Here is a 20,296-nt window from a genome sequence, read left to right as displayed (position 1 = left end):
ACACATCCTGAGCGGGCCCGTACTGCGCGGGGAACTCATCCTCCGCAAACCCACGACGCGCCGCGAACTCACCCTCCGCAGGCCCGTACTGCGCAGGAAACTCACCCTCCGCAAACCCACGACGCGCCGCGAACTCACCCTCCGCAGGCCCGTACTGCGCAGGAAACGTCTCCTCGTCTCCCCCGCCCCAGAGCGGTGCGGCCTGCGGCTCCATGACGGCGCGCCGCGGAGTGGTCTCCACGTAATCGGCCGGCCGGAAGGGCGACTGGTCAGTCATGACGGTCCCTCAGCGATCTCGACGGTAGGGGGGATGAGAAGGGGCGGCGGAGGACTCGGGGGTGCCCTCCGCCGCCCAGACAGGTGGAGCGGTCAGCTCCGCGGTGCGCCCTCGCCTGAGGAGTTGGCGGCGATCCGGGTGAGCGCGGCCCGCAGGAAGGGGCTCGGCACGTCGTACCCGCCCTCCTGCCGGATCGGCGTCGGCTCGGCGGCGGGAGCGGCCGGGACCGGGTCGAGCGTGGGGGCGTCCTCGTCGGTGCGCCCGCGCCGCTCCGCCACCGACCGGGCCCGGTCCAGGTACTCCTGCTCCGCCGAGGCGGCAGGAGCCGCCTCCGCGACCGGTGCGCTCCCCGCCGAGGCGGACTCCGCCGTCGTGACGGTGCCCTCCGCGGCCGGAGCGCCCGACGCGACGCCCGACGCGGCGTCAGCCGACGGAACGTCACCGCCCGCCGCCTCGCCGCCGCCCAGCAACGCCCCTGCCAGCTGCGTCATCAGGTCGGCCCCACCGGCCGCCGCAGGCTGCGCCGCAGCCGCCGCGGCAGCGGCCTCGGCACCCTCCGGCACCCCGCCGCCCCGCGCCTCGTCCAGCCACTGACGCCGCATCCGCTCGAAGTGCGGGTCGCCACTCTCGTGGTCGACCTGCTCGCCGCCGACGATGCCGCGGTCCCGGCGGCGGCGCTCCTTCTCGTCCTCGCCGCCGAAGCGGGTCGGCCTGACGAACTTGCCGCCGCCCTTGCCCGCACCGCCACCGGCCCCGGCGCCACCGCCGTGCCCGCCGCCCGCCGCACCCGGCATCCCGGCCGCGCCACGCCCCGCGGCACCGGCCGCACCGGCACCCGCCGCGCCACCGCGCCCGTAGGCACCGGCACCGCCCGCGCCGCCCATCCGGGAGCCGGCACCGCCGGCACCGGCCAGTCCGCCGCCGCGACCGAGGCCGCCGGCGCCACCGCCGCCGACCCCGCCGAAGCCGAGCCCGCCGCCGCCGGCGCCACCACCGGAGCCCGAACCGCCGCCCGCGCCGCCACCTCCCGAACCGGAGGAGGAGTACGGGCTCAGCGTGGAGCCGAAGCTGCCCTTGTAGTCGGGGTGGCCGGCCAGGTTGAGGCCGGGCGGCTGGACGGCGGGCTTGAACTTGCCGCCGCCGTTCGCGCCGCCGTCGAGGTACGGGTTCTTGACCTTCGGCGGCTCGTACGGCTTGACCTTCGGCGGCTGGTAGGGCTTGGTCTTCGAACCGCCCCCGCCCGCACCGCCACCGGCTCCGTCGCCGGAGCCCGAACCGCCGCCCGCGCCACCACCGGCTCCACCGCCGGCACCACCGCCCGCACCGTCACCACCGGGCGGGGGCGCCGAGTTGATGCCGGTGCCCGGCGGCGGGGTGCCGGGCGGCGGGCCGGCCTTGCTCTTGTTGAGGTTGCAGATCTCGGTCGCGGCCTGGGTGGCGGCGCCGTGGTCGGCTCCCTTGCGCAGCATCTGGTCGACGCTGCCCGTCACGCTCTTGACGTACGTGTGGTACGCCTCGACGGCCGACTTCACGCCCTCGGACTTGGCGATGTCGTCCTTCTTGCCCGCCGGGTTCTGCTCGATGTACTTCTTCGCGTACTGGAGCTGGTTGATCATCGAGGTCTTGGTGTCGCCGATCGCCTGCGCGGCACCGCTGAGGTGAAGCTCCATCAGCTTCCCGGCCATCATGATCGTCCCGGCGTGCGAGCCGTCGCCGACGCCGTACTTCTGCAGGTAGCGCTCGAAGCTGTCGGCCGCCTCGCCGGACATGCTGTCGCAGGCCCGCTGGGCGTGCGCCAGGATCGTCCGGATCCGCACGTCGGCGATGTCGTTGAACTTCTTCCAGGCGGCGGCCAGATCGGCGATCCGGGTCTCGTTGCCGTCGGGGAAGAGGACGTCCTTGCCCTCCTCATTGCTCTGGAGGGTCTTGAGCACGTCCTCGAGATCGGCAGGCAGCTCGATCGGCACGGCGGGTCACTCACTTCACGGAGAGGGGAGGGAAGGAACGGGGATGGACGGGAGGCGAAGCGCGGGGCCTCACATCAGGTTGCGGCCACCGGGCTGCGGCCGCGGGGCCGGCTCCGGCCGGTCGCCCGCGTGGTTGTAGTCGAGCTTCGGCGGGGCCTGCGGCGACACGTAGCCGCCGCCGGGGCTGGTGCTCGGGGGCAGCGGCAGCGGGATGTCGTTGCCCTGCTCGATCTTCTTCATGTCGTCCGCGTTGTCGGAGTCCGTGCCGCGGTGACTCGCCACCATGGTCTTCAGGTTGGCGGCCACCTGGGCGGTGTTCTCCAGGAAGGACTGCAGACCCGTCAGGGCCTTGTCCTGCTGCTCCGACAGACCGATCACCGCCGCCGTCTTGCCGCCCAGCGACTCGCCGACCAGGTCCTTGCCGTAGATCTCCTTGTTCACCGTCCCCACGTAGGTCTTCAGGACGATGAACGCCTCCTGGAGGTCGTCGTGCATCCGCTGGATCATCGTCGCGGACGACTCGACCTCGGCCAGGTCGATGCTGAACGAACCGGAACTCCCGGTCATGTACCCCTACCCCTAAGACAGTTGGGAAGCGTGCGAGGAAACGACGGTCAGAGGGTGACCGGGCCGCCGGGGCCGACCACGTGCAGCCCGGCCTCGCCGAAGGCGATGGCCAGCGGGATCCGGTCCAGCGGCGCCTCGTTGACCAGGGAGCCGCTGGCCAGGTGCCAGAGCCGGAGCACCGAGCTCTCGTCGCCGGCCGCGACCAGCACCTCGCCGTCGAGTACCTGACAGACCAGGGAGCGCACCTCGGCGCTGCCGCCCGGGAGTTCGGCCAGCGTGTGCCCGCCGAGCACGTCCCGGGCGCGCACCGTGCCGTCGGCGCAGCCGACCAGCAGCACGGCCCGCCCGTCCAGCGTGCCGAGCGCCAACGCCTCGGCGGGGGCGGCGAGTCCGTCCAGCACCGGGCCCGCCTGGCCGGCGTCGACGTCCCAGAGGCGGACGGTGCGGTCCTTCCCGGCGCTGGCCAGCACCCGGCGGCCGCCGACCTCGCCCACGGTGAGCGCGGTGACGCCGCCCCGGTGGGCCGTCAACTGCCGGACCGGGAGGCCGTCGAGGGCCTGCCGGACCCGGACGGTGCCGTCCGAGCCGCCGGAGAGCAGCACCGCCTCCGCGCCGGGGACGGCGGCGGCGAAGGCCAGCGCGGTGACCGGACCGGTGTGCGGGGTGGGCACCGAGAGCGGGGCCCCGTCCTTGAGCCGGTGGCAGCGGACCGCGCCGGCCACCGTGCCGCAGACCAGCACCGGCCCGTCCGGGTCGGCGAGCACCGCGACCGAGGCCACCGGGCCGCCGTCCGGCTCCAGCGCGTACAGCTCGGTGCGGGTGCCGGCGTCCCAGAGCCTGACCCGGCCGTCGCCGTAGCCGGCGGCCAGCACCGGGCGGCCGTGCAGTTCGCCGACCGCCAGCGCGTTGACCGGGACGGGGCCGGCCGTGGTGGGCTCGGGCTCACAACTGCCGACCGGCTTACCGCCGTTGAGCTCCCAGAACCTGATCCGGCCGTGCTCGTCGCCGCTGGCCAGCTGCGCCGTTCCGGCCGCCGGGACGGTGACCAGGCCGGTGAGCCAGCTGCCGCCCGCCGGGCGGCCGCCGAGCGCCTCGGCGGCGTGCACGTCCCAGCTGCGCAGGGTGTTGTCCAGGGCGGCGGAGAACAGCACGGGGCGGCCGTCGAGTTCGGCGAAGGCCAGGCCGGTGACGGTGGCGGAGTGGCCGGAGAACTCGGCCACCGGGCTGCCGGTGGCCAGGTCCCAGAGCCGGACTTCGTGGTCCCGGCCGCCGGTGGCGAGCAGCGCCTGCTCGCCCAGCGGCAGCACGGCCAGCGCCGTGACCGGCGCCGAGTGGCCGACCAGCAGCTGGAGCCGGGCGCCGCGGGCGGCGTCCCAGACCCGGACGGTGCCGTCCGGGGCGCCGGCCACCACCAGGTCGAGCCCGGCCACCCGGGCGTGCAGCAGAGCGGTGACGCCCTCGCCGCCGACGGCCAGCAGGCCCAGCCCGCGGCCGTCCTCGGCCTGCCAGGCGCGCAGCTCGCCCCGGCTGCCGCCGGAGAAGACCAGCGGCACCCCGCCGATCAGGCCGGCCGCCACCAGCTGGGCGCCCTCGCCGCCCGAAGTCCCGTGCGCCAGCTCGCCGGTGTCGGCGTCCCAGACCTGGACGGCGCCGTCGGCCGCACCGAGCGCGAACAGCTCCCGGCCCGCCACCTCGGCGAGCGCGACGGCGGTCGGCAGCAGGCCGTCCGCGCCGTCCGAGCCGCCCAGCGAGGCACCGCCGGGCAGCCGCCCGAGGTCGAAGCCGGCCGCGCCGTCGGCCAACGCGTAGGCCGGGGCACCGCCGACGGTGCCGATCACGGCGGCCGGGCGGAGCGCCTCGTCCACCGCCCCGGCCGTCTCCGGCCGGACCACGGCGAACGGGAGCTGGCCGTACTCCAGCGGCTGGAGCAGCTGAACGGCGAGCGCCTCCAGCAGCCGGCCGACCGGCGGTACGGGGGTGTCGGTGCCGTCGGCCCAGCTGCTCTCCCCCACGGTGAGCTGCCGGGCCGCCGGCTCCTCGGTCGGGCCCACAACCCGACCGTCGGCCAGGCCCACAACCTGGCCCCTCCCCGGTGTCCCCGGGGTGGTCCTCAGCGCGGCGCGCAGCCGCTGGTGCACTGCGGGGTCCACGGCGCCGCCGCGGCTCTCGGTCCGCTCGGCGGTCAGCCGGCGGACGGTCAGCCCGCCCTCCTGATCGATCGCCAACTCGATCCGCCCGGAAGGCAGTCGGCGCGATCCGGCGGTGAAAAGCACGTCGCTCACGGGTCTCCCAAGGAACGTCTGCAGAGCTCGCCCGGCACCCCGGTCGCGCGGCGGCGTCGTAGGGGGCGGGGCGCGAGGGTTGCGGCCGGCGGCCGGCCAGGCGGAGGCCGACCTGTCCGTGCGCAGTGGCCGTCATCGAAACACCACCGGCACACACCGCTCAAGCTGGGAAGGCCCGTTGGGGCACTTCACCGCAAACTCTGCCCGAGCGGTCACGGAGCGAGCAGCGCGAAGGGCACGGGGGAGGTGACCGGACGGGGACCGGGAAGGGCAGCGCACCCCGGGATGGCACGCAAAGCCGCTGGTGGTGCCTACTGCGCACCGATCGCCCTGAGCAGATCGAGGCGGGCCGCCCGGCGGGCGGGCCAGACCGCCGCCAGGACGCCGATCGCGGGGCCGAGCAGCAGGAAGAGGCCGAGCCGGGCCCAGGGCAGCACCAGGGCGTACTGCGGCAGGGCGGTGGCGGCGAGGCCGCCGCAGGCCCAGGCCAGGAAGATCCCGGCGGCCAGTCCAAGCACGGTGCCGAACAGCGAGATCACCACCGACTCCAGCCGCACCGTGCGCCGCACGCCCCGGGCGTCCAGGCCGACCGCGCGCAGCAGGCCGATCTCCCTGGTCCGCTCGAAGACCGACAGGGCCAGGGTGTTGACCACGCCGAAGGCGGCGATCACCACCGTCATGCCCAGCAGGCCGGCCACCATGCCCAGCATCGCGTCCACCTGCCCGGCCTGGGCCCTGGTCAGCTGCTCGCGGCTCTCCACCCGCAGCAGCGGGCTGCCGCCGAGCGCCGCCCGGACGTCCCGGTCGAGCGCCGCGCCGGCCCGGCCGGGTGCGGCTCGCAGCAGGACGGCGTCCGGCTTGCCGCCGAAGGCCTGCGGCAGGGTCTCGTCCAGGGTGGCCAGGGCGCCGCCGAAGGCCCGGGTCTGCCGGTAGATGCCGGCCACGGTGTACTGCCGAGCGGGGGCGGTGCCGAGCCTGCCCTCGAAGACGTCGCCCGTGCCGAGCCCGGCCTTCGCGGCCAGCACGTCGGAGAGCGCCACCCTGCCGGGGCCGATCCCGGCGGCCGAACCACTGGTGAACTCCAGGTCGGAGACGGCGGCCAGGCCCTTCGGGTCGACGCCGGTCAGGGTGGTGTAGCTGCCCCGCGCCCCGAAGGCGGCCGAGGCGAGCGGCACCGCGGCGGTGACGCCCGGCACGGCCGCGAGGCGTGCGGCGGCGGCCGGGTCGAGCCCGCCGGGGCCGGCCAGGGAGACCTTGCGGTCGGCGGTCAGCCCGGCCACCGCGGCCTGCCGCAGGGCGGCGTCCATCGAACTGCCGGTCACGCTCAGGGCGGTGATCAGGGTGAGACCGACCATCAGGGCGGAGGCGGTGGCGGCCGTGCGGCGCGGGTTGCGCAGCGCGTTCTCCCGGGCGATCAGGCCGGTGACGCCGAACAGCCGCGTGGTGGCCGCCCCGGCCAGCAGGATCAGCGGCCGGGCGAGCAGCGGTGCGAGCACGATCGTGCCGGTGATCAGCAGCACGGCGCCCAGGCCGGCCGCGAGCAGGTTGGCGTCGTCCCCGGTGCGCTGGGCGGCGACGTACAGCAGGACCAGCACCCCGGCGCCGGTGACCAGGGCGCCGAGGGCGTGACGCAGCCTCAGGCTGCGGGCGGGCGGCGGCAGCTCGGCGCCGGTCAGTGCCTCGACCGGTGCGGTGCGGGCGGCCCGGCGGGCCGGCAGCCAGGCGGAGAGCAGGGTGACGCCGAGGCCGACGGCCAGCGCGCGCAGCACCGCGCCCGCGGTCACCACCAGGGGCCCGTCCGGCAGTTCGGCGCCGCCGATGTCCAGCAGCGGGCGCAGCGCGGCCGCGATGCCGAGGCCCAGCCCGGCCCCCGCGGCGGAGGCGAGCAGGCCGAGCAGCCCGGCCTCGGCCAGCACGCCGCGGACCACCTGGCCGCGGGAGGCGCCGACGGCGCGCAGCAGCGCGGTCTCCCGGCGGCGCTGGGCGACCAGCATGGTGAAGGTGTTGGCGATCACGAAGGAGCCGACGAACAGGGCGATCCCGGCGAAGGCCAGCAGCAGCCGGGTGAGCCCCTTGGTGCTCTCGGCGATCTGCGCGGCCTGCTCCTGGGCCAGTTGGGTCCCGCCGGTGACGGTGAGGCCCTCGGCGGGCAGCAGGGCGCGGATCCGGTCGGCCAGCACCCGGTCGTCGGTGCCGGGCCCGGCGCCGACCGCCAGTTCGTCGAACTGGCCCGGCTGGAGCAGGAGTTGCTGGGCGGTGGCGGTGTCGAACAGCACCAGGGTGGCACCGGCGGTGACCCGCGGGTCCTCGGTGTCCACGATTCCGACCAGGGTCTTGCCGAGGGTGGGCCCGTCGGCGGCCAGCCGGACGAGGTCGCCGAGGCGGTAGCCGCCGCGCTCGGCGGTGCGGCGGTCCAGGGCGAGTTCGGCGGCGGAGGCGGGGGCCCGGCCGGCCCGCAGCGGGTGGCGGCCGTCCCGGTCACCGCCCGGGGTGTCGGGGGAGAAGTTGACCGCCAGGTTCTGCCGGGTCTGCTCGGCGTTCAGCGGGCGGCCGTCCTTGGCCGCCACGGTGGCGGTGCCCTCGACCACGGCACGGACGGAGGCGACGCCGGGCACCGTCCGCACCCGGTCGGCGAGTTCGGCGGTGAGCGTGGTGCGGCGGCCCTCGCCGTCGGGGGCCGACTCCGCCCTGACGGCGACGGCCACGCCGCGCAGGTCCTTGGCGGCGGCCCCGCGCAGGGCACCGGCGACGGTGTCGCCGAAGACCAGCGTGCCGGCGACGAAGGCCACCCCGAGGGTGACGGCGAGGGCGGTGACGACCAGTCGGGCACGGTGCGCGAGCAGGCCGCGCAGGGCGGTGCGGAGCATGGTGGTGGTCTCGTTCCTGGGGGTGCGGAGAGTCCCGGAGGGGTCCGGCCGGTCCGGGGCACGGCGTCGGACCGCCGCGTCCGCTCCGGTGCGGGACGGGGTGGTCGACTCCCATCCTCGGAGCGCCGGGCGCCCGGTCCGTCGGCCCCAGGGCCTGACCTGCCGCTCTTCCCGGTGCCGGAGCCGGGGCCGTCCGTGCTCCCCGGGACGGACCGCCGTCTCCCCCCTTCGGCAGAGCCGGCGCTACGAGCTCAGCCCCGAGCGGTGGGCGAGCACCGCCGCCTGGAGCCGGCTCCCGGTACCGGTCTTCACCAGGACGGCGCTGACGTGGGTCTTCACCGTGCCCACCCCGATGCCCAGCCGGGTGCCGATCTCCGTGTTGGCCAGGCCCTCCCCCAGCAGCGCCAGCACCTCGCGCTCCCGCTCGGTGAGCGCGGCGAGGCGCTCCTGATGGGCCGTCGGCGCGGCGGGCACGGGCCCGGCGGCGCCGGCCAGCATCCGCTCGACCACGGTCCGGGTGACCCCGGGCGAGAGCACCGCGTCCCCGGCGGCGGCCGCCCGCACCGCGCTGACCAGCTGCTGCGGGCCCTCGTCCTTGAGCAGGAAGCCGGTGGCGCCGGAGCGCAGGGCCCGGGTGACGTTCCGTTCGTCGCCGAAGGTGGTGAGCATGACCACCTGCGGCCGGGGCTCCAGGGCCAGCAGCCGCTCGATCGCGGCCAGCCCGTCCAGCACCGGCATCCGGACGTCGACCAGCGCCACGTCGGGTCGGGTCTCGGCGGCGATCCGCACGGCCTCCTCGCCGTTGGCGGCCTCGCCCACCACCTCGATGCCCTCGGCATGACGCAGGATCAGCCGGACGCCGTGGCGGACGAGCACCTCGTCGTCGGCGAGCAGCACCCGGATCGGCCGGTCGGCGGGCAGGGTCACGGGTTCTCCCGGGGCGGTGTGGCCGGCACCGTCGGCACGGCGAAGCGGTCGATCGCGGTGAGCGTCTCGCCGCGGAAGCAGTAACGGGTGATCAGGACGCCGTCCTCCGGGGGCGGCTCCCCGAACGGGTAGGTCGAGTAGAGGCAGCCGGTCACGTCGGCGGGGTGCGCCGGTTCCCGGCCGGTGGCCGCCGCCCGGGCCAGCGCGCTGTCCCCGTAGACGGCCTGCTCCACCTCGGTGCGGGACATCCCGAGCGCGGGCTCGCGGTGCGTCCGGCCGCCGTCCTCCGGCGCCGGGAAGGCCTGCGAGACCGTCAGCAGTCCGAAGAGCATCGTCACGCCGACCCCCAGCAGCCCGAGCAGGGCGCCGACCGCCCGCCCGGTTCCCCGTCCGGCTCCGTCGGCGGCACCGCCACCGGCGCCCGGCACCGTCTCGGGGGTCCGGACCGCGGCCGGTCCGGGCTCGGCCGGCATCGAGGCCGTCACGGAGTAGCCGCCGTCCGCCGAAGGCCCGGCCGCCAGCGAGCCACCGAGCAGGGCCAGCCGCTCGCGCAGCCCGATCTGGCCGCGCCCGGTGCCCAGCCCGGTCCGGTCCTGCGGCGGCACCGGCGGCAGGCCGTTGCGCACCTCCACCTCGACCCGGTCCCCGGTGTGGCGGACGGCCACCGTGACCTCGGCCCCCAGGGCGTACCGGTGGACGTTGGTGAGGGCCTCGCGCACCACCCGGTGCACGGCGTGCCGCACCCGGGCCGGCCGCCCGTCCAGGTCGGGCCCCTCCCACAGGACCGTCACCGGGACGCCCGCCGCGCGGGACTCCCCCACCAGCTCCTCCACGTCGGCCCGGGTGCCGGTCGCACCGGTCGCGGCGGCGGGGCCGCCCTCCGGCTCCAAGGGGCCCAGCACGCCGAGCAGTTCGCGCAGCTCCCGCATCGCCTCGCCGACCGAGCGGCGCACCAGGGCCGCCTCGTCCCGCAGCTCGGGCGACTGCTCCCCCATCGCCATCTCCAGGCCGCCCGCGTGCAGCGAGACCACGCTCAGCCGATGGCCGATCAGATCGTGCATCTCGGCGGCGATCCGGGACCGCTCCTGCGTCCGGGCCTCGCTGTCCGCGAGCCGCCGGGCCGCCTCCGCCGCCTCGGCCCGCTCCCGCAGCGCCCGCAGCAGCCGCTCCTCCTGCCCGCCCGTCCCGCCCAGCAGCCCGGGCAGCACCAGCGTGCTGGCGGCCAGCACCACGCCGACGCCGAGCCCGAACGCGTGGCCGCCGTACCCGAGCGAGGGCGCGGCGGCCGTGGCGACGAGCACCGTCAGGCCGCTCGCCGCGAGCAGTGCCGCGATCCGGTGCCGCGGCTCGGTGAGCCGCCTGGCGGTGGAGTACGCCACCACGGCGGCCGGCAGTCCGGCCGGCGGGTACAGGCCGAGCACCGTGGCCGCGGCCGCCAACGCCACCAGCGGGAAGCGCCGGCGGAGCGTCAGCGGCACCAGCGCGGCGGCCCCCAGCAGCAGCTGGCCCGGGACGGCCGGCCCGGGGCCCTGCAGGACCAGCTGGGCGGCCAGCACCAGCACGGCGAGGCCGAGCGGCCCGGCGCAGGCGTGCCAGCGCGGCCGGTCCGGCGCCGGAGCGGTGGGAAGGAAGGACGGCATCGGACCATTCTCCGGTGCGGGGCCGGCCGGTCCGGTACGCCCCCGGGACGACCGGGTCTCTGTCGAAGGTCGGAGAACCGGCAGGGCCCGGGCGGACGCCACGTCCACCCGGGCCCCGAAGACCGTCCGGGCGCTCAGAGCACCCGGGTCATGGTCCGGTGCGGGATGCCGGCGTCCTGGTAGACCGGGCCCTCGGCCACGTAGCCGAGCCGCTCGTAGAAGCCCAGCGCCTGCACCTGGGCGTGCAGTTCCAGCTCGGTGCCGCCCTGCTCGCGCCCGGCCGCCTCCAGCGCCCGGACCAGCTCGGCGCCGAGCCCGGTGCCGCGCGCCTCCTTGCGCACCGCGAGCCGCCCGAGCAGCACCCGGCCCTGACGGCCCGTCATCCCGAGCGCCACGGCGCCGTGGATCAGCCGCCCGGTGCCGAGCGCCGTACCGTCCTCGCCGACCGCCAGCACGTGCACCGAGGTGGCGTCGTGCTCGTCGTACTCCAGCTCCACCGGCACGCCCTGCTCGACCACGAAGACCTCGTGCCGGACCTCCCGGACGAGCGCCAGGTCGGCCTCGGTCACCGCGGTCCGCAGTTCGGCGCCCATCAGCTCTCCGAGGCGATGATGTCGAGGGCCCGCTGCAGGTCCTCCGGGTACGGGCTGGCGAACTGGACCCACTGGCCGTCCGAGGGGTGCTCGAAGCCCAGCTGCACCGCGTGCAGCCACTGGCGGGTCAGCTTGAGCCGCTTGGCCAGCGTCGGGTCGGCGCCGTAGGTCAGGTCACCGACGCAGGGGTGGCGCAGCGCGGACATGTGCACCCGGATCTGGTGGGTGCGGCCGGTCTCCAGCTTGATGTCCAGCAGCGAGGCCGCCCGGTACGCCTCGATCAGGTCGTAGTGGGTGACGGAGTGCTTGCCGTCGCGGGTGACGGCCCACTTCCAGTCCGAGCTGGGGTGGCGGCCGATCGGCGCGTCCACGGTGCCGCTCATCGGGTCCGGGTGGCCCTGGACCAGGGTGTTGTACTTCTTCTCCACGACCCGGTCGTGGAACTGACGCTTGAGATCGGTGTACGCGCGCTCGGACTTGGCGACCACCATCAGGCCGGAGGTGCCGACGTCCAGGCGGTGCACGATGCCCTGGCGCTCGGCCGCGCCGGAGGTGGAGATCCGGTACCCGGCGGCGGCCAGGCCGCCGATCACGGTCGGGCCGGTCCAGCCCGGGCTCGGGTGCGCGGCCACGCCGACCGGCTTGTCGATCAGCACGATGTCGTCGTCGTCGTGGACGATCCGCATGCCCTCGACGTGCTCGGCCACCACCTGGACGGCGGCGGCGGGGGCCGGGATCTCGACCTCCAGCCAGGCGCCGGCGGACACCCGGTCCGACTTGCCGGCCGTGGTGCCGTCGATGGTCACCTTCCCCTCGGCGGCGAGCTCGGCCGCCTTGGTCCGGGAGAACCCGAACATCCGGGCCAGTGCGGCGTCGAGGCGCTCGCCCTCCAGGCCGTCGGGAACGGGGAGGCTGCGGGTCTGTGCGGTACTCACCCGTACGAGTATGCCGGACCGGCCCCCCGCCGGATCACAGCGGAGGCTTCACCACGGCCGCGCGACCCCTCGTGCCGCTCGCCCGTTCTCCTCCCCCGCGGGGCGCGCTACTCGCCCTTGGACGAGGCCGGCGCCGTCGTCCCGTCGGGGTTGCTCCCCTTGAACGACAGCAGCACCACCAGGATCCCGCCGCAGACGATCGCGCAGTCCGCCAGGTTGAAGACCGCGAAGTGCTGCACCGAGATGAAGTCCACGACGTGCCCGCGGAAGACCCCCGGCGAGCGGAACAGACGGTCCGTCAGGTTCCCCAGCGCCCCACCGAGCAGCAGCCCGAGCGCGATCGCCCAGGGGAGGCTGTAGAGCTTGCGGGCGATCCGCCAGATCACCACGATGACGGCGGCGGCGATCGCGGTGAAGACCACCGTCATCGCCTGGCCCATCCCGAACGCCGCCCCGGGGTTGCGGATCACCTGGAAGGTGGCGAACTCCCCGATCACCTCGATGGCCTGGTGGCCCTCCAGCCGGGCGACCACCAGGAGCTTGCTGCCCAGGTCGATCAGGTAGGCCAGCAGCGCCACCACCAGCAGCACGCTCACCCGGCGCCGCCGCACCGCCTCGGCGGCGGCCGCGGCGGCGGAGTCGGGCTCGGTGGTCACGGCGGCCTCCGCGGCGTCGGGGGCGGGCTGGACGGCGTCGTCCTGGGTCTGGGGGGAACCTGGGGTGCTGATGATCCGCTCCGCTGCCGGGTGGGGTGGACAGGTCGTCGGGGTCGAGCGTACGGCACCTGCCCGACCCCGTGGCCCAGCCGTTACATCTCCTACCTGCGCTCCTGCTTGGCCTTGCAGGTGACGCAGAGCGTCGCCCTCGGGAAGGCCTGCAGCCGGGCCTTGCCGACGGCCTGGCCGCAGGACTCGCAGACGCCGAAGCCGACGCCCTCCAGGCGGGCCAGCGCGCGCTCGGTCTGGGCCAGGCTGTCCCGGGCGTTGTTGGCCAGGGCCAGCTCGCTCTCCCGGTTGATGTTCTTCGTCCCGGCGTCCACCTGGTCGTCGCCGGCCCCGTCGTTGGAGTCCCGCATCAGGCCGTTGAGGGCCTGCTCGGCGGCGGCGATCTCGCCGCGCAGCCGGGCCGCGTCCTCGTTCAGCTCCTGGTGCAGCTCCTGGACCTCGGCCGCCGTCCACGGGTCCTCGCCGGGGCGGACCGGGAGCTCCGCCGGGTCCACCGACTCCGCGCCCCGCGCTCCGCTGCCCGCCGGGGCGTGGTTGCGGCTGGTGGCGGCCACCCTGCCGGTGCTGGTGCTGGTCTTGCGCCGTGTAGTGGTCACGGTCCCCTCCCCTGAGTCGCCCGCCACGGCCTTGTGCGTCCGCTTGCCGGCGGTGGTGGTGGTAGCACCACTTGCCTTCTCAGCCATGGCTTCGACCTCATCTACGAACGAAACGAACCGCCGGTTCCCGGCGGTTTCCGTGCCGGAACGATAATCCCCATCGAATCCCCCCACAATGGGACATACCGATACGGCCGCCGGTTCCCACCCGTTCCGACCCGGCCGGCCGCCCAGCCCGGATGCTGACCAGGTTGTGCCCAGATCGTCACCCGCTAACCACGCCGTTCGCGGCGCCCCCGCGGCGTGCGACGCAAAGCGGTTGTGCGGGCCGATACACTGAGCGCTGCAAGGCGCTGATGGGACGAGTACCGACGTACGCAGCCAGGAGCGACCCGGGGACGGTGCGAGCCCGGGGGTGTGCGCGGCGGGAAGATCACCCCGGAGCTGCCGGAAGAGGGGCCTGACGGCCCGTTAGAACCGGCTGCAAACCCAAACAAGTGGGCCGCACCGGCAGTTCGCGGCCAAGGAGGGTGGTACCGCGGGGCGGCCTGTCCGTCTCGTCCCTCCGTCGGAAGCCAGTCCACGCATCCGTCGGAGGAAGACGCCCGCGATGAGCACCTACAACTCCGTCCCCGCGCAGGTCGACCTGCCCGCGCTGGAGCACCAGATCCTCTCCTTCTGGCAGGACCAGAAGGTCTTCCAGCGCACCCTGGAGCAGTCCGAGGGCCGCCCCGAGTGGGTCTTCTACGAGGGCCCGCCGACCGCCAACGGCATGCCCGGCGCCCACCACATCGAGGCACGCGTCTTCAAGGACGTCTTCCCGCGCTTCAAGACCATGAAGGGCTACCACGTCGCCCGCAAGGCCGGCTGGGACTGCCACGGCCTCCCGGTCGAGCTGGCCGTGGAGAAGGAGCTGGGCTTCTCCGGCAAGAAGGACATCGAGGCGTACGGCATCGCCGAGTTCAACGCCAAGTGCCGCGAGTCGGTCACCCGCCACACCGACGAGTTCGTGAAGCTCACCGAGCGGATGGGCTACTGGGTCGACCTCGACCAGGCCTACCGCACCATGGACCCCTCCTACATCGAGTCGGTCTGGTGGTCGCTCCAGCAGATCTTCGACAAGGGCCTGCTGGTCCAGGACCACCGCGTCGCCCCCTGGTGCCCGCGCTGCGGCACCGGCCTGTCCGACCACGAGCTGGCCCAGGGCTACGAGACCGTGGCCGACCCCTCGGTCTACGTCCGCTTCCCGCTCACCTCCGGCCCGCTCGCGGGCACCGCCTCGCTGCTGGCCTGGACCACCACACCGTGGACCCTGGTCTCCAACACCGCCGTCTCGGTCAACCCCGAGGTGACCTACGTCGTCGCCACCGACGGCACCGAGCAGATCGTCGTCGCGCGGGACCTCCTGGCGAACGCCCTGGGCGAGGGGTGGGAGGAGACCGGCCGGTCCTTCACCGGTGCCGAGATGGAGCGGTGGAGCTACCAGCCCCCGTTCTCCATCGTCACGCTCGAAGGCGCCAACATCGTCCTCAACGGTGACCACGTCACCACCGAGATCGGTAGCGGTCTGGTCCACACCAACCCCGCCTTCGGTGAGGACGACTACAAGATCTGCAAGGCGTACGGGCTGCCGCTGGTCAACCCGGTCCGCCAGGACGGCACCTTCGAGGCCGGCCTCGACCTGGTCGGCGGCGTCTTCTTCAAGAAGGCCGACGAACTGGTCCTCGCCGACCTCAAGGAGCGCGGCCTGCTCTTCCGCCACGAGGTCTTCGAGCACAGCTACCCGCACTGCTGGCGCTGCCACACCGCACTGCTCTACTACGCGCAGCCCTCCTGGTACGTCCGGACCACCCAGGTCAAGGACGCCATGATCCGGGAGAACGAGGCCACCAACTGGCACCCGGAGAACGTCAAGCACGGCCGCTTCGGCGACTGGCTGAACAACAACATCGACTGGGCGCTCAGCCGCAACCGCTACTGGGGCACCCCGCTGCCGATCTGGCGCTGCGAGGAGGACCACCTCACCTGCGTCGGCTCGCTGGCCCAGCTCTCCGAGCTCTCCGGCACCGACCAGTCCGAGCTGGACCCGCACCGCCCGTTCATCGACGCGGTCACCTTCGCCTGCCCGCAGTGCTCCGCCACGGCGACCCGGGTGCCCGAGGTGATCGACGCCTGGTACGACTCGGGCTCGATGCCCTTCGCCCAGTACGGCTACCCGTACCAGAACAAGGAGCTCTTCGAGCAGCGCTACCCGGCGCAGTTCATCTCCGAGGCGATCGACCAGACCCGCGGCTGGTTCTACACCCTGATGGCCGTCGGCACTCTGGTGTTCGACAAGTCCTCGTACGAGAACGTGGTGTGCCTCGGTCACATCCTGGCCGAGGACGGCCGGAAGATGTCCAAGCACCTGGGCAACATCCTCCAGCCCATCCCGCTGATGGACCAGCACGGCGCCGACGCCGTGCGCTGGTTCATGGCCGCGGGCGGCTCGCCCTGGTCCGCGCGCCGGGTCGGACACGGCACCATCCAGGAGGTGGTCCGCAAGACCCTCCTCACCTACTGGAACACCGTCGCCTTCCAGGCCCTCTACGCCCGCACCGCCGACTGGGCCCCGTCCGCGGCCGACCCGGCCCCGGCCGACCGTCCGCAGCTGGACAAGTGGGTGCTCTCCGAGCTGAACACCCTGGTCCGCGAGGTGGACGCGGCGCTGGAGGCCTTCGACACCCAGCGGGCCGGCAAGCTGCTCTCCGGCTTCGTCGACGACCTCTCCAACTGGTACGTCCGCCGCGGCCGCCGCCGCTTCTGGCAGGGCGACGCCGCCGCGCTGGCCACCCTGCACGAGGCCCTGGAGACCGTCACCCGCCTGATGGCCCCGCTCACCCCGTTCATCACCGAGCGGGTCTGGCAGGACCTGGTCGTCCCGGTCGCCCCGGACGCTCCCGGCTCGGTGCACCTGGCCACCTGGCCGGTGGCGGACGAGACCCTGATCGACACCGAGCTCTCCCGGAACATGGCGCTGGTCCGCCGCCTGGTCGAGCTCGGCCGGGCCACCCGGGCCGAGTCCGGCGTGAAGACCCGTCAGCCGCTCTCCCGGGCGCTGATCGCCGCCCAGGGCTGGGACGAACTGCCGGGCGACCTGCGGGCGCAGATCGCCGAGGAGCTGAACGTCTCGGTGCTCGAGTCGCTGACCGAGGTCGGCGGTTCGCTGGTGGACACCACCGCGAAGGCCAACTTCCGGGCCCTCGGCAAGCGCTTCGGCAAGGGCGTCCAGGACGTGGCCAAGGTGGTCGCGGCCGCCGACGCCGCCGCACTGGCCGCTTCGCTGCGGTCCTCCGGCACCGCCTCGGTGGAGCTCAACGGCGAGACCGTCGAGCTGACCCCGGACGAGGTCATCATCACCGAGACCCCGCGCGAGGGCTGGGCCGTCGCCAACGAGGCCGGCGCCACCGTCGCCCTCGACCTGGCCATCACCCCGGAGCTCAAGCGGCTCGGCATCGCCCGCGACGCCATCCGCCAGATCCAGGAGGCCCGCAAGAACTCCGGCCTGGACGTCGCCGACCGCATCGTCCTGCGCTGGCGCGCCACCGACGAGGCCACCGTCGAGGCCATCGCCGAGCACGGCCACCTGGTCGCCGAGGAGGTCCTCGCGACCGACTTCGCCGCCGGCTCCGCCGACTGGCAGTCCGAGACCTTCACCGACGAGGGCCTCGGCCTCCACTTCCAGCTCCGCAAGGCCTGACCCGTCCCGAAGGGGCGCCCGGGAGCACCTCCCGGGCGCCCCTTCGGCGTGCGTGGTCACTCCGAGGGCGCGAGGAACCGCGCGCGGCCGAGGTCCGCGCGTGCGACTGACGGTGGGTCAGTCGCACGCGCGGACCTCGGCCGCGGTCGGTGTGCTCCGCTCCGGACCCTCCGTCAGGAGCTCGCCGACCGGCCGACCTCGCTCGCCCTGGCCTCGACCGGGCTCGGCGCCGGCACGGCCTCGGCGGGCGCGGCCGGCACGGCCGGCACGGCGGGCGCGCGGCGGGGCAGCTTGCCCTGCGTCACCGCCAGGACCGCCCCGAGCACCAGCACCAGCGCACCCGTGCCCTGGATCCAGCCGAACGACTCCCCGAGCAGCAGGGTCGCGCACAGGGTGTTGACGATCGGCACGTTGAACATCATCAGCGAGGCCCGCGCGGGCCCCACCGAGCCGACGCCCCGGTAGTAGAGGAGGTTGGCGACGGCGGCCGCGCCGATGGCCAGGTAGGCGGAGTTCCACCAGACGCCGGCGGGCAGGTCCGACCAGACCACCTCGCCGAGGTCGGGCGCCGCGAGGACACCCAGCAGCACCGCACCGGCGCAGGTCGCGTAGGTGGTGGCCCGCAGCGGGTCGACACCCGCCAGGACCCGGGGGCCGATCAGCGTGTAGGCCGCCCAGCAGACGGCGCTCAGCACGAAGAGCGCGTCACCGAGCAGCCGGGACGAACCGCCCGATCCGTGCCCACCGGCCCCGACGAAGAACACCGCCGCGCCCGCGAGCCCCAGGCTCAACCCGGTCACCCGGGCCCAACTCGCCTTCTCCTTGCCGGTGATGAGCAGGAAGGTGTTGGTCAGCAGCGGGCTCATCACCGGAATGAGAATGCCGGCGTCGAGGGACGGGGCGAGCGACAGGCCCCAGAAGAAGAACCCGTTGTAGGCGAAGACGCCCAGCACGCCGGCGGCTGCCGCGAGCCACCCACTGCGGGCCGGCACCCGGACCTGGCGGTTGCCGAACATCGCCACCGCCAGGAGCAGCGCCACCGCGCCGCCGCCGAAGCGCAGGAGCGCACCCACCGAGTGCGGCACGTTCTGCACGACCATCTTGGAGCTGGAGAAGGAGCTGCCCCAGAGCACCATGGTCGTGAGGAGGAGGATGTACGGATTGCTCATCCGACGTGATGTTCCCATGATCCAACCTTCTTCGAGTTCACCGGCCGTGTCTTGAACGCTGGTGCGCGGCCACAATGGGTTCATGTCAACGGCAAGCAGCTGGGTACGGTACTGGCGGGACGGCGCCCGCTCCCTGGAAGCCATGCACGCGCACTTCCGCAACCACGTGTACGCGCCGCACAGCCACGACACGTACTCCTTCGGCATCACCGACCTCGGCGCCCAGAGCTTCCACTGCCGTGGGGCCAACCACACCAGCGGCGCCGGCATGGTGATGGCGTTCAACCCGGACGAGGTCCACGACGGCCAGGCCGCAGCCGAGTTGGGCTACCAGTACCGGATCGTGCACATCGGCCCGGCGGTCGTCCGCGACGTCCTCGCCGACGCCGCCGCCCGCACGACGGGAGCCATGCCGCTGTTCGTCCGCCCGGTGCTGACCGATCCGGTGCTCACCACGCTGCTGGCCCGCCTGCACGGTGCGCTCGTCGACGGGGCGGGCCCCGTCGAACGGGACGAGCTGCTCACGGCGACCGTCCTGGCCCTGGCCGAACGCGGGTCGACGAAGGCGCCGCGCACCCGGGGCCTGGACGGCACCGCGCAGCGTCGAGCGGCCCGGCGGGCCCGCGAACGGCTGGACGAGTGCTTCCTCGACCAGCTGTCCGCGGACGACCTGGCGGCCGACGCCGGCTGCAGCCGCTTCGCCCTGTACCGGGCGTTCCGGGCGGAGTTCGGCCTGGCTCCCAGCGAGTACCAGCGTCTGCTGCGGCTGCGCCGGGCGCGGCAGCTGCTGGTCGGCGGCCTGACGCCCGCTCAGGCCGCGGCGTCCGTGGGCTTCGCGGACCAGGCCCATCTCGGCCGGTGGTTCAGGCGCACCTACGGCATCACTCCGGCGATCTACCAGCGGGCGACCCACTGACCGCGCCGGCCCCGGCGAGCACGGACTCGAGCGGCTCCGCCGACGGGACCGGCTCCTCCGGTGCGGGCCCCGCTCCCGCGGCCCGCAGGAGCGGCGCGGTCATCACGGTGGTGACCAGCGCCACGATGGTCAGCAGGCCGAGCATCTGCTGGCTGATGATGTGGGCCTGGTAGCCGATCTGGATCACCACCAGTTCGGTCAGTCCGCGGGCGTTGAGCAACACTCCGAGGACGGCCGAATCCCGCCAGGGCAGTCCGGTCAGCCGGGCGCACAGGCCGGGACCGACCAGCTTTCCCACGATCGCGACGGCCAGGAGCGCCAGCAGGACCAGGCCGGCCCCGCCGTCGAGGTGGAGCGAGCGCAGGTCGACGTTCAGACCGAAGCCCAGGAAGAAGAACGGCAGGAGGACGGTCTTGGCCGTCGACGCCAGTGGGGCGGCGGCCGCGACCGCGATCCGGTTCCCCTGGGGCCAGACCAGGCCCACCAGCAGGGCGCCGATGAGCTGGTGAATGCCCAGCATCGCCGTGAGGGTGGAGACCGCGCCCACGGCGATCACCAGCAGGACCGCGGCGCTCGGCGCCCGCTTGGCCCAGTCCGTCCGGTCGGGCACCTTCGTCGCGAGCCGGCGCAGCGGCCCGACGAACAGCGCGACCAGCACGAGCACGGCAACTGCCCTTCCCAGCAGGGCAGTCGGGTCCGAGCCGTGCGCGAGCGAGAGGATGACGGACAGGATCAGCCAGCTGCCGCCGTCGCCGACCGCCGCGGCGAACAGGCTGAGCTGCCCGGGCCTGGTCCGGGTGAGGCCGAGGTCGCTGAGGATGCGCGCGAGCACGGGGAACGCGGTGATGCTCAGCGCGCAGCCGATGAACAACACGAAGGCCACGGGCCGGACTTCGGTCCCCATGTACTGGCCCATCAGGGGCAGGGCGATCAGGACTCCCGCCGCGAACGGCACCAGCAGGGAGGCCTGGCTGATCAGCAGGGCTTGCGGAGCCGCACCACGCAGCCGCATGGCGCCGAGCTCCTGCCCCACTCCGAACATGAACAGCACGAGGCCCAGCTGCGCCAGACCGTTGAACATCGGGACGACGCCCGG

Annotated in this window: 14 protein-coding genes; 2 read left to right on the top strand and 12 right to left on the bottom strand. The window is 74.3% G+C overall.

The window, feature by feature from the left end; translation table 11 throughout:
• Positions 1–369 precede the first annotated feature (369 nt).
• From ABD946_RS31945 to ABD946_RS31900, 10 genes are all read right to left on the bottom strand, one after another.
• Positions 370–2,244 (bottom strand): WXG100-like domain-containing protein, encoded by a 1,875-nt coding sequence (locus tag ABD946_RS31945; RefSeq protein WP_345289099.1) that lies wholly within the window; start codon positions 2,242–2,244, stop codon positions 370–372.
• A gap of 69 nt (positions 2,245–2,313) precedes the next feature.
• Positions 2,314–2,811: a hypothetical protein gene (locus ABD946_RS31940; RefSeq protein ID WP_345289098.1), complete on the bottom strand. Its 498-nt coding sequence runs from the start codon at positions 2,809–2,811 to the stop codon at positions 2,314–2,316.
• A 47-nt stretch (positions 2,812–2,858) separates the two neighbouring features.
• Positions 2,859–5,093, bottom strand: coding sequence for a WD40 repeat domain-containing protein (locus ABD946_RS31935; protein WP_345289097.1), 2,235 nt, complete (start codon positions 5,091–5,093; stop codon positions 2,859–2,861).
• 311 nt (positions 5,094–5,404) lie between these two features.
• Positions 5,405–7,960 (bottom strand): ABC transporter permease, encoded by a 2,556-nt coding sequence (locus ABD946_RS31930; RefSeq protein ID WP_345289096.1) that lies wholly within the window; start codon positions 7,958–7,960, stop codon positions 5,405–5,407.
• Positions 7,961–8,203: 243 nt separating this feature from the next.
• On the bottom strand, positions 8,204–8,887 hold the full coding sequence (locus ABD946_RS31925; RefSeq protein WP_345289095.1) for a response regulator: 684 nt from the start codon (positions 8,885–8,887) through the stop codon (positions 8,204–8,206).
• Complete coding sequence (locus ABD946_RS31920) at positions 8,884–10,527, bottom strand: sensor histidine kinase (RefSeq protein WP_345289093.1); 1,644 nt, start codon at positions 10,525–10,527, stop codon at positions 8,884–8,886. Before ABD946_RS31920 ends, ABD946_RS31925 begins: the two co-directional genes overlap by 4 nt.
• A gap of 134 nt (positions 10,528–10,661) precedes the next feature.
• Positions 10,662–11,120 (bottom strand): GNAT family N-acetyltransferase, encoded by a 459-nt coding sequence (locus tag ABD946_RS31915; RefSeq protein WP_345289092.1) that lies wholly within the window; start codon positions 11,118–11,120, stop codon positions 10,662–10,664.
• Positions 11,120–12,055: an RluA family pseudouridine synthase gene (locus tag ABD946_RS31910; protein ID WP_345289091.1), complete on the bottom strand. Its 936-nt coding sequence runs from the start codon at positions 12,053–12,055 to the stop codon at positions 11,120–11,122. The genes ABD946_RS31915 and ABD946_RS31910 overlap by 1 nt, the downstream gene beginning before the upstream one ends.
• 107 nt (positions 12,056–12,162) lie before the next feature.
• A complete protein-coding gene (lspA, locus tag ABD946_RS31905; RefSeq protein WP_345289090.1) occupies positions 12,163–12,711 on the bottom strand; it encodes a signal peptidase II in 549 nt (182 codons plus the stop codon).
• Between the two features lie 161 nt (positions 12,712–12,872).
• Entirely contained in the window at positions 12,873–13,376 is a 504-nt protein-coding gene (locus ABD946_RS31900) for a TraR/DksA family transcriptional regulator (protein ID WP_345289089.1), read from the bottom strand.
• Positions 13,377–13,986: 610 nt separating this feature from the next.
• On the opposite strand from ABD946_RS31900, the gene ileS reads away from it, so the two are divergent.
• On the top strand, positions 13,987–17,115 hold the full coding sequence (gene ileS, locus ABD946_RS31895) for an isoleucine--tRNA ligase (protein ID WP_345289087.1): 3,129 nt from the start codon (positions 13,987–13,989) through the stop codon (positions 17,113–17,115).
• Positions 17,116–17,288: 173 nt separating this feature from the next.
• Here the strand turns inward: ileS and ABD946_RS31890 are convergent, their stop codons facing one another.
• Positions 17,289–18,284, bottom strand: coding sequence for a DMT family transporter (locus ABD946_RS31890; RefSeq protein WP_345289086.1), 996 nt, complete (start codon positions 18,282–18,284; stop codon positions 17,289–17,291).
• Positions 18,285–18,366: 82 nt separating this feature from the next.
• Here ABD946_RS31890 and ABD946_RS31885 point away from each other — a divergent pair, with 82 nt between their 5' ends.
• On the top strand, positions 18,367–19,200 hold the full coding sequence (locus ABD946_RS31885) for an AraC family transcriptional regulator (RefSeq protein ID WP_345289085.1): 834 nt from the start codon (positions 18,367–18,369) through the stop codon (positions 19,198–19,200).
• Here ABD946_RS31885 and ABD946_RS31880 read toward each other — a convergent pair.
• Positions 19,166–20,296: cation:proton antiporter (locus ABD946_RS31880; protein ID WP_345289084.1), on the bottom strand; the 1,131-nt coding region annotated here is incomplete at its 5' end. The genes ABD946_RS31885 and ABD946_RS31880 overlap by 35 nt on opposite strands.

This window comes from Kitasatospora albolonga (assembly GCF_039535905.1).
GTDB lineage: Bacteria > Actinomycetota > Actinomycetes > Streptomycetales > Streptomycetaceae > Kitasatospora > Kitasatospora albolonga.
The sequence above is the reverse complement of the archived record's forward strand: the minus strand, read 5'-3'. Positions and strand labels throughout refer to the sequence as shown.

What these genes read in the sequence shown, in the direction of transcription:
- ABD946_RS31930 (WP_345289096.1), bottom strand. Translation starts at nt 7,960, where the DNA reads ATGCTCCGCACCGCCCTGCGCGGCCTGCTCGCGCACCGTGCCCGACTG.
- ABD946_RS31920 (WP_345289093.1), bottom strand. Translation starts at nt 10,527, where the DNA reads ATGCCGTCCTTCCTTCCCACCGCTCCGGCGCCGGACCGGCCGCGCTGG.
- ABD946_RS31885 (WP_345289085.1), top strand. Translation starts at nt 18,367, where the DNA reads ATGTCAACGGCAAGCAGCTGGGTACGGTACTGGCGGGACGGCGCCCGC.
- ABD946_RS31940 (WP_345289098.1), bottom strand. Translation starts at nt 2,811, where the DNA reads ATGACCGGGAGTTCCGGTTCGTTCAGCATCGACCTGGCCGAGGTCGAG.
- ileS (WP_345289087.1), top strand. Translation starts at nt 13,987, where the DNA reads ATGAGCACCTACAACTCCGTCCCCGCGCAGGTCGACCTGCCCGCGCTG.
- ABD946_RS31915 (WP_345289092.1), bottom strand. Translation starts at nt 11,120, where the DNA reads ATGGGCGCCGAACTGCGGACCGCGGTGACCGAGGCCGACCTGGCGCTC.
- ABD946_RS31890 (WP_345289086.1), bottom strand. Translation starts at nt 18,284, where the DNA reads ATGAGCAATCCGTACATCCTCCTCCTCACGACCATGGTGCTCTGGGGC.